The sequence below is a fragment of the Rufibacter sp. XAAS-G3-1 genome (genome assembly GCF_013623775.1).
Lineage (GTDB): Bacteria > Bacteroidota > Bacteroidia > Cytophagales > Hymenobacteraceae > Nibribacter.
Map to the genome: position 1 here is coordinate 30837 of NZ_JABFAM010000021.1, position 16576 is coordinate 47412.

Consider the following 16576-nt stretch of genomic DNA (forward strand, 5'->3'; position numbering starts at 1 on the left):
AGGTACCTTTCTAACCGCTTCTGCTACTTCTTCCAGTTCCAGTCTTCCCCGAGCGCGCCTCGCTTTTGGCCCTGGACAGACATCAATCAGCTAAAAGGAATAGACTCTTCAGGCCGAAAGGGCAGTGCGAGAGGGGAAGGCGGGGCCCCGCGGCCGTGAGCGCATACCGCCAAAGATGAAACAATACAGCACTTGCACCCACGCAACAAACAGACAAGCCAAGAGAACGGAAAACCGCATGCACCTGCCAATACTCTCCAAAGAGACCCGTTAAGCGCCAAAACGCACCAATAAAGATATAATCTCAAATCAACGCTTCACCTCTATCCATCAAGAAAGCCACAGTTGTTTAGAGGCTGTTTTCTGAAAAGTAGCCTCTAAACGACTAGCGGCGCTTAGGCGAAAAGAGTGAAGAAATAAGCCCCGGCTTACATCACTTTTCTTCGGCATTCTTTACTTCAGCTTGAATATACGCCAGAACCTGCGTGCATTGGCGGGGGTGGAACCATTGGATGTGCGGGTCACGGGTAAACCAGGTTAGTTGGCGTTTCGCGTACCTGCGGCTGTTTCGCTTCAGTAACCGGATCGCCTCTTCATACGAATAGGCCCCGTCTAAAAAGTCAAACAGTTCAGTGTAGCCAACGGTCTGCAAGGCCTGGTGCTGGCGGTACGGCACTAACCCTTTCACCTCCTCTAAAAGTCCCTGCTCCAGCATAAGCTCCATGCGTAGGTTTATGCGGTCATAGAGTTCCGGACGGTCGCGGTTCAACCCGATTTTGATGATGTGGAAGTCCCGCCGCTGCTCCTTGCTTTTCTTTCTGAACGAGGAATACGGCTGGCCGCTGCTCAGGCAAACTTCCAGGGCCCGTACCACCCGCTGCGGATTCTGCCCGTCTACCTGCGCGGCATAGTCGGGATCAAGCTCCTGTAGCTGCTGCACCAACACAGGCAGGCCTTCCTTTGCCAACCTTCGGGACAGCTCTTCCCTAATGCCCGGCTGGATGTCCGGCATTTCATCCAATCCTTCGCACAGCGCCCGCACATAAAGCCCAGAGCCGCCGGTGGCAATGACCACGTTATGCTCCTGAAACAAATCCTGCAGCAAGCGCAGGGCATCTTCTTCAAAGGCCCCCGCGTTGTACTCCTCCAGAATAGAATGGGAGTCTATGAAATGATGCACCACCCCGCCCTGTTCTTGGGGGGTGGGCTTGGCCGTGCCAATGCTTAACTCCCGGTAGAACTGCCGCGAATCCATAGACAAGATCTGGGTCTGGAAATGCTTTGCCAGTTGCACACAGAAATCAGTCTTCCCTACGGCCGTGGGCCCCACCACTACAACTAAGAATTTCTGTTTTTTCATATTAGTCTGGCGTAAAGCTCCGTCAGTTTCTGCCCTTCCGTCTCCCAGCACCACTCCTGCCGGGCCAACAGGCAGTTTTGCTGTAACCGGTGGTACGTTTCTTCATTTTGCAGCAAAGTTAACAGGGCATCGCGGACTTCCCCTACCTCCGCACTAGCCAGAAGCGCCACCTCATGCCGGGCATTTAGCGCTTGGTACTCTGGAAAAGGCACGCACACCTGCGGAATACCGGCCTGCACGTAATCAAAGAACTTGTTTGCCAGAGAGTAATAATAACTGAGTCCCTGGTGTTCCAGCAACATGATGCCGGCCCAGGCCGATGCGGTCATACGGGCGAGCGCAGCGGGAGCCACCTTGCCTTCAAAGAGGACTTTGCCCTGCACCCCCAACTGCCTGGTAAGTTCCTGAAGACTGGTTCTGAGGGGGCCATCTCCGCAGATGATTAACCTGGCGGGCACCTCCTGCATGGCTTTAATGGTGTTTTCCAGCCCTCGGCCCACGTTCAGGGCACCCTGGTAAATAAAATACGGCGGAGTTTGGGGCAGCGCGAAGGCCTGCTGGCGGACGGGCATGTTCCGGATAAGGTGTACTTCTCTTTGGTATTTCTTTTGAAAGTACGCCACCAGAGAGGCACTCACGGTATAGGCAAGCGTGGCCTTGGCAAACGCCGCCCTCTCCAGTAAAGTCCAAATTTTTCTTACCAAGGGCCTAGTCACCACTTCTGGCATTTCCGGAAATAGTTCATGGGCATCATAGATAAGTGGTTTTTTGCGCCACCCTACCGTCAAGATTCCGGCAAGGGCGGTGTCTGCGTCTACCACCCCGTACAAGTCAAAGCGGTGGGCAAGAAACCAAATCACCAGCCGCAGGTTAAACTCCAGGTAGAAAAGAGGCCCTTTCAGGAAAACGCACCGGATTCGGTGGTGCCGGAAGGGTGATTCTGGTAACCGGGAAGACTGCGGAAGCAAACGGCCCACCAGGGTAACGGCATATCCGGCAGAGGCTAACGTAGTGGCAATCCGTAACATGCGCTGGTCATGGCTAATATCTGTAGTGACCGTAAAGACAATAGATTTAACCATATTCAGAGATAAACAATGTTGCGGGGGTGAAAAGTGTAAATATCCAATTTTTCGTTTATTTTTGCTAAAACAGGTCTTTCCTGCCAGCCCCCTCCAGGAAAGGGAACCCCAACTGAATAGCAGACCTACGGTGATGACAATACGTAACACAACGGTAGACACCACAGCCCAGAAAGCTGCGGCCGCGCACCTGATTGACTTTGCGGAGCATGTGAGCGGTAGCCGGAAATACATGTTTGTGTGTACTCCAGACGGCACCCTTCTATGCGTGAACAAGCAGACCAGGGAGACATTCTTCAAAGGAAATGAAATTCCCGAAGGAATGAACATAAAAGCGCTGCTGGACAAGAAACAGTGTTATGAGTTTGACAGAAACGTCCGTTTGCTGCGCAAGCGCAAGAACATAAGCGGCTTCATTCAGCCTAAAGAAAGAATCCTGGACACCCAGTTGCTTTACTTTAAGTCTAGTCTGGTGCAGCAAGATGGGGTTGAGCTTTTATACATCGCCGTGAGGGCGGCCTCAGCAGAGGTAATGCCCGCGGGCGATATGTTCGCCAGTGAGTCTAGTTACCGCACCATTTTTGAAGAAAGCAATGAGTCTTTGTTTATCCTGGACAAGAAAGGCATGTTCATTGACATCAACAAAGAGACGGCGGCCATCATTCAGGTAGAGAAGCAGGAATTAATTGGCAAGAGCGTTTTTGAGGCGTTTAACTTAAATCCGTCGGAAAGGATCGCGTTCAAGAAAAAAATCCTGCTGGCCTGCGAAGGAAAGACCCAACGCTTTGACTGGTGGTTTGAAAGCAGCGACGGCACCCTTTTCCCGCTTCTGCTTTCGTTCAGGTGCGGGAAATATTTTGGGCAGGATGTGATTCTGGGTAGCGCCAAACCCCTGGAAGATTCCCGTGACACCACCGAAAGCGGACGGCAGCGCCAGGAACAACAGGAGTTTATGAACAAGCTCCTGCCACTTATCACTAACCTGAAAACCGCAGAAGACATTCTCTCTGTGGTTCTCAGTGAGTTAATCAGTTTACCCAGTATCTGCGGCGGGGGCGTGTATATTTACCAGCCTACTTCCCGTATGGTGCAGTTGGTGTCCAGCAAAGGCGATCAATCCTTTCTCCTCAAAGACAAAAGTGTGCTGGCCCTCAACCCAGAGTTCCTGGCGCAGTTGGAGAATAAAAACAAGAACCGGTCACTGTTAAGCATCTCCAGAAACTTCCAGCACCTTTTCAATAAGCGCGAACTGGTGGCCATGCCCATCAGCACAGACAAGCAGTACCTGGCTACTGTTATTCTGCTGGTAGATGATGCCTTGCACATGACCAGTACGCTCACTGAGTTCATCAACCACTTAGGCTTTGAGGTCAGCTCCTACCTTTCCAGGTTTGAGCTTCGGCAGGAACTGCATTACTCAGAAGGCAAATACAAGACCTTGTTTGAGTCTTCCAATGACTCCATCTTTCTCCTGAACCAGACCCAGATTGTGGACTGTAACTTTCAGGCCACGGTGTTACTGGACTGTGACAAGCAGGACATCATTGGCAAACGGCTGGCCGACTTTTCTCCCCCGTTTCAGGCCGATAATGCCTCTTCGGTGGAGAAATCGCTGCAGATTATTGAAAGCACCCTGCAAGACGGCCAGCCGCGCAGTTTGGAGTGGCGCATTGAAAAATCAGACGGCAGCATTCTGGACGGCGAGATCGGGTTAAGCGCTATTCTTCTGGAAGGTGTCAGTTTTGTGCAGTGCATTGTGCGTGATATCACCTCCCGCAAAGAGGCGCAAGCCCTCATGCGCCGCCAGGAAGTGCTGCGGGAGTCCATGCACCAGTTCCGCTCTTTCCTGAGCCAGGTGAACCTGGCGTACGTGAGCATGGATCTGGATCTGCGGGTGGTGTACGTAAACGATTATTTTCTGCAGTACACCGGGTATAAGCGCGAAGAAGTGGTAGGCCAGAACTACTACAACCTGTTTGTGCCCGAAAACGAGAGAACCGCCCGGGTACAGGAAATAAAGAAGGCCCTGCAGAACCAGTCGCTCCGCAGTTATTACGAGTGGGATCTTATCACCAAATCGCAATCGGTTAAAATCCTGCGCTGGAACATCATGTTTGAGATGGATGTGGAAGGCAAGGTGATAGGGATTACCGCCGTGGGCAAAGACATGACCGACAAGCGGATTGCCATGGAAGCCCTGAAAGACAACAAAATCCGGCTGCAGGACTTGTTTGACAACGCTCATGACTTGATCCAGAACATCTCTACGGACAACAAATTCATTTTCGTGAACCGCGCCTGGAAGGAGAAACTGGGCTACAACGATTTTGACATTGAGAACCTCACCCTCAATGACATTGTGCACCCGTACTACAAGGCCAAACTGATTTATCAGCTCCGCAACTTGTACAAAGGGGATGACGTGAATAAAATTGAAACGGTTTTCCTTACCAAAAGCGGAAAACCCATTCACCTTATTGGGAGTATCAACTGCAGTTGGCAGGACGGGAAACCCATTGCCACCCGCGCCATTCTCCACGACATTACTGACCGGATCAAAGCCGAGCGTCTGCAAAAGGTGTATTACAGCATCGCCAACCTGGCCATCAGCTCCAAAGATTTACCGTCTCTCTACAGTGCTATCCACCGGGAACTCAGCAAGATCATTGAGACGCATAACTTCTACATCGCGCTGTTTGATGAGGAGAAAGATCTGATCAATTTTGTGTACTACGTAGACCAGAACTCAGATACACCGGCCGCCCCCAGACCTTTTTCTATGGGCATGACCGAGTACATCATCAAAACCGGGAAACCGCTGTATGCTTCCAAAGCCGATTTCATGGAATTGGTGGAAGACGGGAAAGTGGAAGTAAACGGCGTCATTCCGGAAGTGATGCTCTCCTCCCCCCTTTCCATTGGTGAGCGCATTATTGGGGTGATTGCCGTACGGGACTACAAAAACCCAGAGGCCTACGTACAGACCGACATTGAGATTCTGCACTTTATCTCTAACCAGGTGGCCCTGGCCATTGAACGGAAAAGAAACGAGGAGCAGATTAACATCCAGAATGCCCGTTTAAAAGCCATTTTTGAAAGCGGCAACCACTTGATGTGGTCTATCAACCGCCAATACCAGCTAACGTCCTTTAACCAGAACTTCTTCAATGAAATCCATTCCTGGACTGGGAACCTGCCAACCATCGGCATGAAATTAAGCCAAATGGTAGGCTCCTTTGTTTCCAGGGAAGATTTCACCTTGATAAAGGAAGCCTATGAATCTGCCTTCTTGGGCGAGGCCCAGCAGTTTGAGATTGAACTGCACCACCCCAATGGCACCAGTGCCTGGCGGGAGGTATTACTGAACCCAATTTACCTGGAAGACGGCAGCTTTGAAGATGTTTCTGCCATTGCGCTGGATATCACCGAGAAAAAGATCTCACAGCTTTCTCTGGCCGTAAACGAAGAAAAATTCCGGCAGATCTTTGAGTCTTTCCAGGATCTGTACTACAAAACCAACATGGAAGGCGACTTCCAGCTCATTAGCCCTTCTATACAGGAGGTGTTAGGGTATACGCCAGATGACGTCATGGGCCAAAAGGCTAAAATGCTGTACGCCCGCCCAGAAGACCGCGAAGAATTGCTGCGGATGCTTTTTGCCCAGAAAAACGTCCGAAACTTTGAAACGGCTCTCCTTACCCGCCAAAACGAGGAAATAGAAGTGCTCATCAACTCCCGCCTCATCTTAGATGAGAACCAAGTGCCCGTGGCGATTGAAGGCGTCTGCCGAGACATCACCGAACTGAAAGACACCCAGCGGGAACTGATCAGGGCGAAGGAACTGGCCGAGAATTCCCTTCAGGTGAAAAACCAATTCCTGGCCAACATGAGCCATGAGCTGCGCACCCCTATGAACGGCATTATTGGCATGATTGACGTGCTGCACCATACCGCCGCCGATGCGGAGCAAATAGACTACATAGACACGCTCCGTAAATCATCAGATGCCTTGCTGGACATCCTCAATGACATTCTTGACCTCTCCAAGATACAGGCGGGTAAACTGCAACTGAATCTGTCTGGCATTGATCTGCATTACTCGCTGGAGAAGATCCACTCCTTGTTCGCCAACCGGGCCGCGCAGAAAGACCTTACGTTTACGTATGCCATCTCAGAAGATACGCCGCAGTACATAGTCACAGATGAGACCCGTTTATTGCAGGTTCTGTCCAATCTTACCTCAAACGCCATCAAATTCACCAATGAAGGCACCGTGCGGGTAGAAGTAAGCCGCGTTGGCGGAGAGAAACAAGCGCACAGACTCATGTTCAGGATCAAAGACTCAGGAATAGGCATCTGTGAGGAAGATATCCAATTACTTTTCACCAATTTCACCCAGTTAGACAATTCTTCCTCTAAAACGTTTGGCGGTACCGGCTTGGGCTTAGCCATCTCAAAACAGCTAGCTGAGTTGCTGGGCGGCGAGATTGGCGTAGAATCTGAGCCAGGCAAGGGAAGTACTTTCTGGTTCACCATTCTCTGCCAGGAAGCGGAGAACGTACAACAGATTCATGACCAGCTTCAATTATCTAAGGAATTAGAGGAAATTGCCCTGTTTGACCCAGAGCCGATTCTGCTTCTGGTAGATGATAACCAGATCAACCAGAAAGTAGCCCTTAAACTATTGGAGCGCATGGGTTGTTACGCAGATGTGGCTTCTAACGGGTATGAAGCCATAGAGAAAGCCACTCAAAAACGCTACGACCTCATTTTCATGGACATACAGATGCCCGAGATGGACGGGGTGACCGCTACGCAAGAGCTCAAGAAGCTGCTGGGTTCTGGGTGCCCGCCCATCATAGCCATGACGGCCTACTCCATGAAAGATGATGCCGAAAAGTTCATCAATGAAGGACTGGACGACTATATCTCTAAACCGGTGAAGGCTTCTGACTTAAATGACCGTATTCTTAAATGGTATGGGCACGGCGTAACACCAGAAGCCACCGTCACGGAGAATCCTGCGGTGCCCGCCCAGCCGCAGACCAGTGGAGATCTGACCCTGAACATGGGCATTGTAGACCAGCTGAAAAGTTTGGGGGGCGATGATTTTGCCTTGCAGTTATATGTTGAATTTGAGGAAGAAACCTCAGAATTGCTGGAAGAGGCCAAAAAAGAAGTGGTGGCACAACATTACAAAGAAATTTTGGGTACACTGCATCAAATCAAGGGCACTGCCTCTACGTTGGGCCTTGATGGAGTTTCTACGCTGGCAAAAGAAATGGAACATGATATTATTAATGGTAAGTTGTCAAACATTAATAATACATTTTCTGATTTAGAATCAAGTTTTACTATTTTTAGAGATAATTACAGAAACAAAATTTTATCAAACTAGCCATGGCCGAGTCTAAAACCATTTTGATTGCAGAGGATAGCTCTGTTATTTTGAACCTTACCAAGAAAATCCTAGAACTGCAAAACTACACAGTAGTGTCTGCTAAAAACGGCGGAGAAGTTCTGAAGAAAGTTCAAGACCAGAAAATAGACGCTATTCTTATGGATTTGAACATTCCTGTGAAAAACGGTATGGAATGCACGAAAGAGATTCGGGCCAACCAAGATCCACAGATTTCGCAAATTCCTATTATTGCCGTTACCGGTAACGCGAACAACTACACATTAGAACAATTCAAAGAAGCAGGTATCAACGCGTACTTACCTAAGCCGCTTGACTTTGACATGCTGGTGCAAACCGTGAAAGAATACGTGCAGTAGACTCCTACTTTTACCTACCTATGCAGCTAAAGTATACCCGGCCCTTTCTAAACCGGTTAGAAGATATCTTTGCAGAGTCTGAGTACATGCTGCGTTATGAGAAAGGGACTTTCAAATCTGGTTTCTGCCTTCTGAAAGACACCAAAGTAGCGGTAGTAAACAAGTATTTCCCCCTAGAGGGGAAAATCAATTGCCTTGTAGAGATCCTTCGGGCGGTAGACCTAAACCCGGAGCATCTGCGGCCCGAAAGCCAGGAGTTGTACCTGGCCATTAAGCACAAAACCATTACCACTACGTGAAAATAACGTTCTTAGGATCTGGCACCTCGCAGGGCGTACCCGTTATTGGGTGCGAATGCGAGGTTTGCCGCTCCTTAGATTACAGGGACAAACGGCTACGGGTTTCTATTCTGGTGGAGGTGGAGGGGAAATCCCTCATTGTTGACGCAGGCCCAGATTTTAGGCAGCAGATGCTGCGCGAACGGGTGAAACGGGTAGATGCCGTCCTCTTCACGCATGAACACAAAGACCATACCGCCGGTTTAGATGACATTAGGGCGTACAACTTCATGCAGCACCTAGACATGCCGCTGTACGCCGACCAACGGGTGCTGCACCAGCTACAGCAGGAATTCAGCTACATCTTCACCAACCACACCTATCCGGGCGTGCCTCGGGTGGAGTTGAACCCCATTCAGAACGAACCCTTTGAGGTACAGGGCATCCCCATTACCCCTATCCATGTGCTGCACCACCGTTTGCCGGTATTCGGGTTTAGGATAGGGGATTTCACGTACATCACAGATGCCAATTTCATCTCTGATGCGGAGAAAGAAAAAATAAAGGGGTCTAAGATTGTGGTGTTGAATGCCCTGCGCAAAGAGCCGCATATTTCGCACTTCTCCCTCTCAGAGGCCCTGGCGGTTTTAAAGGAAGTAGCCCCAGAGCAAGCCTACCTCACCCACATCAGTCATTTGCTGGGTTTGCACAGAGTGGTGGAAAAAGAACTGCCTTCCCACGTAAAACTGGCGTATGACGGACTTGTCCTTACCTTATAACCGTGCATCAGAATTACTTCTTTTTACGAAAACTAGCCCAGAAACTAAATGCAGACCTGCGCGGCTTCACCTTACAAGCCGCCTTCAGCCAGGAGAAAGACGAGCTGATGCTGGCTTTTTTCAAGGGCGAGCAGGAGTTCTACCTCAAGGCCATTCAGACGTCTACCTTTTCCAGCCTTCAGTTTCCAGCCTCGTTTAACCGGGCACGGCAAAACTCAGTAGATCTTTTTCCGGCCCTACTGGGCGAAGAGGTTGTAGAGGTGCGGGTACACCGGCAGGAACGGAGCTTTTACCTCAGGTTCACGAACGAACGCGTGTTGCTGTTCAAACTGTTCGGGAACCGGTCTAATGTGGTGCTGTTTGTAGAAGACAGAGCCGTGGAGTTGTTTCATAAGAAACTCGCCAAAGACCTGGAGCTGGATTACCGGCAGATGAACCAGAACTGGCAACTGGAGAAGAAAACCTTTCTGGCAACGCCGCAGGATCTCAGGAAGATGCTGCCTACCCTGGGCGATGTTCCCTGGCTTTACCTTCAGGAAAAAGGCTACCCTGCCTTAGCCCCGGCCAAACAATGGGATTTGGTGCAGGAGATGCTGCAAATCTTGGAGAACCCCTCCCCCTATTACCTCACCACCCTGCACAAGCTGCTCCGCCTCTCCCTGCTGCCCATCGGCGGCATTCAGGAGACCTTCTCTGACCCTATTTCGGCGCTGAATGCCTTTGTGCCCCAGTACCGGTCTCAGGAGTACTTCCAGAAGAACTATGCCGCCACGCACAAGAGATTCAGCAGGCAATTAGACGGCGCGCAGAAAATATGGTGGCAGATACAGGAGCAGTTGGAACAATGGCACCACGGCACTCCCTATGCCCAAACCGCCGATGTGATCATGGCCAACCTCACCAACATTCCGGCCGGGAGCAAAGAAATAGAGCTGTACGATTTCTATTCAGACACTACCCGCCTGGTGAAACTGCACGCCACCGAAACGCCCCAGAAAACCGCCGAGCGCCTCTACCGGAAAGCCAAAAACCAAAAGATTGAACTTCGGCTGTTAGAAGAGCGGGCCACCCGCAAGGAGGAGGAAGTTGAGCGCCTCACGCGGCTTCTGCAGGAGTTAGAAAGTATAGAAACGGCCCAGCAGTTACGGCTATTCCTGAAACAGCACGCCCCTACCCAAACAACGGTGCCGGTTGATCTGCCTTACCATACCTTTGAGACCATGGGCTTCAAGATTCTGGTGGGCAAAAACGCGAAGTCTAATGACAAACTCACCCTGAAACACACCCACAAAGATGATCTCTGGCTGCATGCCAAAGACGTACCCGGCTCTCATGTGGTCATCAAATACCAATCTGGAAAGACGTTTCCGATGCCCGTGTTGGAAGCCGCCGCCCAACTGGCAGGCTTCTACTCCAAACGCAAGAACGATAGCCTCTGCCCTGTTCTGTACACGCCCAAAAAGTACGTCAGAAAACCGAAAGGAGCCACCCCGGGATCAGTCATAGTGGAGCGGGAAAAAGTACTGCTGGTGAAACCCGGGAACCCTTTCAAGCAACATTAGGCGCTGCCTTAGCCTGAACGGGACTGTTTTCGGCTTATTTTCAGTAAAACAGCCTAAAAACAGAAGAGCCTATTGGTAAACCAATAGGCTCTTCTGTTCATGTGCGCGCGGGGAGATTCGAACTCCCACACCCGTAGGGCACCACCCCCTCAAGATGGCGTGTCTACCAATTTCACCACGTGCGCAAAGTACAAACAGGGCTATTCCCTATTTGGTGGTACAAATGTATTGTATCCTTTTTTTTCCTGCAAGCCCTTTGCAAAATCTTTTGAACTCCATCGCAAGTAGCTTATCCACCTGAAACCTACCCAAAGCAGTTGAAGACGGAAACTCCTGTCTGACGTTCCGCCCTCTAGCCGATGGTTCCGGCAATTCTGGAGACTCGCTTCATCCCTAGGCACAAGACCGTAGTCACGCGCCAGTACTTTCTAACAGCCTGCTTCTACGATGTCGCCTGCTCACAAGACCCCATAGTGTCTTTAAACCTGCGAGCGTCTACGCCAATGCCCGTTTCGGAACCATTTTCCGTAAAACAGCCCCAAAACGCGTCAGCGGGGTTCCCCTCTCTACCAATCTCCTGCGGGAGGTCAGTCATGTTTAATTCCATAACATACTTTGCCCATAAGACCGCCACTTGCCTACAGTTCATATTCTGGTATTAGCTTAAAAACAATTTCGTTTATAGATCTTTCCTAATGGCATTATAGCACTAATTTATCAGCACATTAAATCAGTAACTTCTTTTTTATTCCGTCAAAATATGGACAACACATCAAAGAACACTTTCGCGTATATAATACAATATCTTTTAATGATTTACATCTACATATATATCATTCATTATACAATACTGATATTGCATTAATTCCATTTTAAGAATTAAACTTACTTATAACATATAACAATCAAGCAGTTTAGCTAACAAAACAAACATTTATAATTAAAAATATGATCCATTCTAATCAGTTGTATATTAAACTTTATATTTATTTAAGTAGGCTTCTATTTATAAAAACCATACCTATCAATAATAAATAATTACAGCAACACTAATACAGTAAATTCAACCTAAGTAACTAAACATAAATAACTATATATTAATTCTAATCATCCTCCTGAAAAGATCTCAGCAACAAACAACAATTTCGTTTATTGACAGGTTTTCCAATTCGCTCACAAGATCTTTTCAGGAGAAAAAAACAGATAGCTTAATTTATCCTGATACTTATCTACACTAATATCATATATACCTTTTAATAATAAGCATAAATAAAATAGCTACATACTTTTATAACTTTTCCAAACTAAAATTTTAGCCAGAATCAACCATTCAATAGTTTTACACACGTAGCTTTAATACGTTTATTTTAAAATTATTAAACATCATCCACAAAGAAAATTCATCTATTTACCTGAATTCAAATTAATACAGAGTAAGCACAAGTTACTCATTGAAACGACGACGGAGACATATCTACCCACTAGTGCTATAACAGCTCTTATGACATCTAAACTTATTATCTTGATTTTATTTCAATGTCTTCAATCAACACACGCCTCCATCAACTCTAAGTAATCAACTCATATTTACAACGAATACAGCTTTACAACATCTACTATTGCTTCTCGTATAGATTTTACAACTGGGTGCTGTTTACTTCTTTTACCTCTCAAACCCTTGGCACTTAGTTGTACAAACCTGCCAGCTGATTGAACTTAGTGCTTACCTATGGCTAATTCTCAGACGAACTAATTTATATTAAAGCTATTACTATGTTAACGCATTATAACCAACTACTGACCAATAATTTATTAGCCATAATTCAACATAATAGTTTAATTCTGTTTTCTTTCCACAACATAGACTTATTAAACACTCCCAAGGGAGTCTTCCTTGAATCCAAAGCATTTGCTAATATTTTTATCAATTAGATATAAAAGCAATTCACTCTTAACTAATTATTTTTAAATTAGAAGCTTATTACAGAATCAAGCCCTGTTATAATTAATTAAATCAATTATAAGCAGTAAATATTATACTAAGTTAATGCACATGTACATAAGCATTAATAACAATCATACCAGATTAACAAACAGGTTATAAACTCAGCAACAGTACTCATAATGGATAGACAAAGAAAGCATTGGATTGAAACGTTTGCGAAAGCAGGCTACGTGGCAAAAGGATTGGTCTACATCTTAGTAGGAGGTTTAACGGCCATGGCAGCTTTGGGAATGGGCGGCAAAAAAGCTTCCAACTCAGATGCTTTTTACCAGGTAAGAGACTATCCTGGGGGAGGGTTGCTGTTAGGAATATTAGCTGTTGGTTTAGTTGGCTACTGCGTATGGAGAATGACACAGGCTTTCTATGACACAGAACACAAAGGCTCTAAAGCGAAAGGAATAGTCAAAAGAATTTCCTATGCTTTCATTGGACTATTGTATGGCTCTTTAGCTTTCCTCGCTTTTAGGATATTATCCGGTAACGGAAATAATGCAGGTGGGGGCACAAAAGAAAAAGACTTGGTTATTGGCTTGCTAGACAAGCCTTTTGGGAAATACCTAGCCATCGTTATTGGATTGATTACCATCGGCAACGGATTATATCAATTGTACAAAGGCGTAACAGGTTCCTTTATGAAAGAGGTAAGAGGCTTACCAAGAAATCAATATAACTTCTTGAAAAAAGCAGGGCAAGCCGGTTATTCCGCCCGGGGGATTGTCTTTAGTATTATTGGCTTCTTGTTTGTAAGAGCGGCTTGGTTGCAACAACCAGAAAAAGCCGGTGGCACGGTAAGCGCTTTCTCGTTTCTGCAAAATTCACCCTCCGGCAATTTGCTGTTAGCGGTGGTTGCCATTGGTTTAATTGGCTACGGAATTTTCATGTTTGTACAGGCCAAATACAGCGACATTTCCATAGATTAACGGAGCAGAGAAAGAGCAGAAAAAGAGCCGCTGTTTTCTGCCTCCCAAAAGGGAAAGAAAGCAGCGGCTCTGTTTTAAGTCTAATTTCAGAAAAAGACAATCAAAACGTCTGCCCCTCTCTTCCTGGGGTCACGTGAGTATTTCTTCTGCCAGATACTTGCTAACTTCCGGCCATGCAAACAATCCCCTTTTATATAGTAGACGTCTTCGCTGATGCGCCTTATAAAGGAAATCAGCTGGCGGTGTTTCTACGGGCCCAGAACCTATCTACAAAGCAGATGCAGCAGATGGCGCAGGAAATAGGCTTCGCAGAATCTTCGTTCATTTTATCAGACGCACCCCTAGGGCAAGGCTTTGACACCAGAATCTTCACGGTAGAGTATGAAGTGCCTTTTGCGGGTCATCCCACGCTGGGCACTGCCTTTGTGATCCAGCAATTCATCTTGCAGGAACAGGTACCAGCGCTAAACCTACAGCTGAAAGTGGGCCAGATACCGGTGTCCTTCACTTATTCCAACAACAAGCCAACGTTCTTGATGATGCGGCAAATCAATCCGAACTTCGGTGACCCGTTGGCCAAAGAACGCATGGCAGAGCTTCTTGGGGTATCCATTGAAGCGCTCCAGCCGGAGTTTCCCGTGCAGGAAGTCTCTACGGGTTTGCCGTTCCTGATTGTCCCGCTGCAGAAGTTGGCAGACATGCAGAGACTACGGCTACCGCCTGAGAGGCTCTTCGCTTTTCTTCAGGAACACGGCCTGTACAAAGAGCAACGCCCCGATGGCCTCACGGTGGCGCTCTACTTCTTCTGCCCCGAAACCTATTCGCCCGATCATCAGGTGAACGCCCGCATGTTGGCGCTGGAAAACGGACAGGTCATTGAAGACGCCGCTACCGGAAGCGCCAATGGCTGTTTACTGGGATATCTCCTCAAGCACCGCTATTTCCAAAAGGACAATCTGGAATTACTGGTAGAGCAAGGCTATGAAATCAACCGAAATGCCATCATCAAGCTGAAAGGCCAGGTAATCGCAGCAGATCAATATGAAGTGAACGTAGGCGGCCAGGTACAACTCATCGCGAAAGGAGAATGGCATGTTCCCTCTTAACCTAAAAACCACCTTGAAAAGATTCGCCGCGTTTTTGCCCTCCCTACTGTTTCTGGTAACGTTTTCGGTGAGTTTTGCCCAAACAAGGCCTAAAACGGATTCCGTCTTCGTCCTGAAACCCAGCCAGGTGTTTGACGGACACCACCTGCAGAAAGATTGGGTGGTGGTGGTGCAAGGCGAGCGCATTCTTGCCGCCGGGCCAGCCAAGACGGTATCCGTTCCACTGAATGCCCGCCAACTGGAACTGCCGGGACAAACGCTTCTGCCTGGTTTCATTGAGGGCCACTCCCACTTGCTGCTGCACCCGTACAATGAGACCTCGTGGAACGATCAGGTCTTGAAGGAAGCCGATGCCCTTCGGGTAGCCCGTGCCACGGTACACGCCCGCAATACGCTCTTGGCTGGCTTCACCACCGTGCGGGATCTTGGCTCAGAAGGGGCCGAGTACGCAGACGTTGGGCTGAAACAAGCCATTGACCAAGGCATTATCCCCGGGCCGCGCATGCTGGTGGCCGGGAAAGCGATGATCGCCACGGGCAGCTACGGCCCCAAAGGCTTTGATCCGGCGTTTGAGGTTCCGCAGGGGGCCGAGGCCGCCGATGGAGTAGACAACATCACCCGGGTAGTCAGGGATCAGATTGGCAAAGGGGCCGATGTGGTGAAAGTCTACGCCGATTACCGCTGGGGCCCTAACGGCGAAGCCATGCCTACGTTTACCCTAACCGAGCTGAAACTGATTGTAGAGATTGCCGCCAGTAGCGGTCGCCCGGTGGTGGCCCATGCCAGCACACCCGAAGGCATGCGCCGCGCTGCCGAGGCCGGGGTGGAAACCATTGAACACGGCGACGGTGCCACGCCCAAGGTCTTCAAATTGATGGCCCGCCAAAACGTGGCCCTCTGCCCCACCCTCGCCGCTGGCGATGCCATTCTCCAATACAACGGCTGGCGCAAAGGGCAAGACCCAGAACCTGCCCGCCTCACCCAGAAGCGCGCCAACTTCAAAGCCGCCCTAAAAGCCAAAGTACCCATTGTGGTGGGCGGTGACGTAGGGGTTTTCCCGCACGGCGACAATGCCCGCGAGATGGAGATGCTGGTAGACTACGGCATGCCTACCCTGGACGTGCTTCGCGCCGCCACCTCTGGCAACGCCAAACGCTTCCACCTGGACAACCGCCTGGGCACCATCAAAGCAGGCCTCTTAGCCGATTTGATTTCGGTTTCGGGAGATCCTACCACAGACATTACCGCTATCCGGAAGGTACAGTTGGTGATGAAAGGCGGCCACATCTACCGGCAACCCTAGCCAAAGATCAACTCTCCTCAAAGACTCCCTTTTTGAGCTTGTTTTCAGAAAAACAGGGTTAAAGCAGAGCCTTTTGCAAGTATGGGTAGGTTCTTATGCCGATGCCACCTGATTTGAGTCCACCCCTTACATGCGCTGATCTTGAAGAGAAAAATAACAAACCTCTTCTATGGCGCGGAAGTAAATCTGCGCCATAGGACGTGTACCGCAACCCACCCTTTTCGCCGTTGCTGGTGTTCTCCCCATAGCCGTCAGGCTAAGAAGGAATGTGTACGACGTTACAGGGTAACGTCGCTACGGAATACCCGGCCATGTAGCCTCGTTACCCTGTAACGAGGTACTTGTGCCCTTAGCCTGACGGCTATGGTGTGATCACCAGCAACTTCTACTCAGTTCAGTTTGA

General features: G+C 48.8%; 10 protein-coding genes and 1 tRNA gene. 8 read left to right on the forward strand and 3 right to left on the reverse strand.

Features of this window, described 5'->3' with window-relative positions:
• Nucleotides 1–433: 433 nt before the first annotated feature.
• On the reverse strand, nucleotides 434–1360 hold the full coding sequence (gene miaA / locus HHO50_RS18970) for a tRNA (adenosine(37)-N6)-dimethylallyltransferase MiaA (RefSeq protein WP_181308461.1): 927 nt from the start codon (nucleotides 1358–1360) through the stop codon (nucleotides 434–436).
• Nucleotides 1357–2442, reverse strand: a complete 1086-nt coding sequence (locus HHO50_RS18975) for a glycosyltransferase (protein ID WP_181308463.1) — start codon at nucleotides 2440–2442, stop codon at nucleotides 1357–1359. Before HHO50_RS18975 ends, miaA begins: the two co-directional genes overlap by 4 nt.
• Before the next feature lie 133 nt (nucleotides 2443–2575).
• Between HHO50_RS18975 and HHO50_RS18980 the strand changes: the two genes are divergently transcribed.
• From HHO50_RS18980 to HHO50_RS19000, 5 genes are read left to right on the forward strand one after another with little or no spacing between them, the layout of a single operon-like run.
• Entirely contained in the window at nucleotides 2576–7840 is a 5265-nt protein-coding gene (locus HHO50_RS18980; RefSeq protein ID WP_181308465.1) for a PAS domain S-box protein, read from the forward strand.
• A 2-nt stretch (nucleotides 7841–7842) separates the two neighbouring features.
• Complete coding sequence (locus HHO50_RS18985) at nucleotides 7843–8220, forward strand: response regulator (protein WP_181308467.1); 378 nt, start codon at nucleotides 7843–7845, stop codon at nucleotides 8218–8220.
• A 20-nt stretch (nucleotides 8221–8240) separates the two neighbouring features.
• Entirely contained in the window at nucleotides 8241–8519 is a 279-nt protein-coding gene (locus HHO50_RS18990; RefSeq protein WP_181308469.1) for a hypothetical protein, read from the forward strand.
• Nucleotides 8516–9277, forward strand: coding sequence for an MBL fold metallo-hydrolase (locus HHO50_RS18995; RefSeq protein WP_181308471.1), 762 nt, complete (start codon nucleotides 8516–8518; stop codon nucleotides 9275–9277). Before HHO50_RS18990 ends, HHO50_RS18995 begins: the two co-directional genes overlap by 4 nt.
• A 2-nt stretch (nucleotides 9278–9279) precedes the next feature.
• Nucleotides 9280–10839, forward strand: coding sequence for an NFACT RNA binding domain-containing protein (locus tag HHO50_RS19000; RefSeq protein ID WP_181308473.1), 1560 nt, complete (start codon nucleotides 9280–9282; stop codon nucleotides 10837–10839).
• Nucleotides 10840–10941: 102 nt separating this feature from the next.
• On the opposite strand, the gene HHO50_RS19005 is transcribed toward HHO50_RS19000, so the two are convergent.
• Nucleotides 10942–11024 (reverse strand) — tRNA-Leu (locus HHO50_RS19005).
• 1939 nt (nucleotides 11025–12963) lie between these two features.
• Between HHO50_RS19005 and HHO50_RS19010 the strand changes: the two genes are divergently transcribed.
• The 3 genes from HHO50_RS19010 (at nucleotide 12964) to HHO50_RS19020 (ending at nucleotide 16173) form a co-directional block, all read left to right on the forward strand.
• A complete protein-coding gene (locus HHO50_RS19010; RefSeq protein ID WP_181308475.1) occupies nucleotides 12964–13764 on the forward strand; it encodes a DUF1206 domain-containing protein in 801 nt (266 codons plus the stop codon).
• 173 nt (nucleotides 13765–13937) lie between these two features.
• Nucleotides 13938–14870: a PhzF family phenazine biosynthesis protein gene (locus HHO50_RS19015; protein WP_181308477.1), complete on the forward strand. Its 933-nt coding sequence runs from the start codon at nucleotides 13938–13940 to the stop codon at nucleotides 14868–14870.
• Nucleotides 14857–16173: an amidohydrolase family protein gene (locus HHO50_RS19020; RefSeq protein WP_181308479.1), complete on the forward strand. Its 1317-nt coding sequence runs from the start codon at nucleotides 14857–14859 to the stop codon at nucleotides 16171–16173. The genes HHO50_RS19015 and HHO50_RS19020 overlap by 14 nt, the downstream gene beginning before the upstream one ends.
• Nucleotides 16174–16576: the final 403 nt, after the last annotated feature.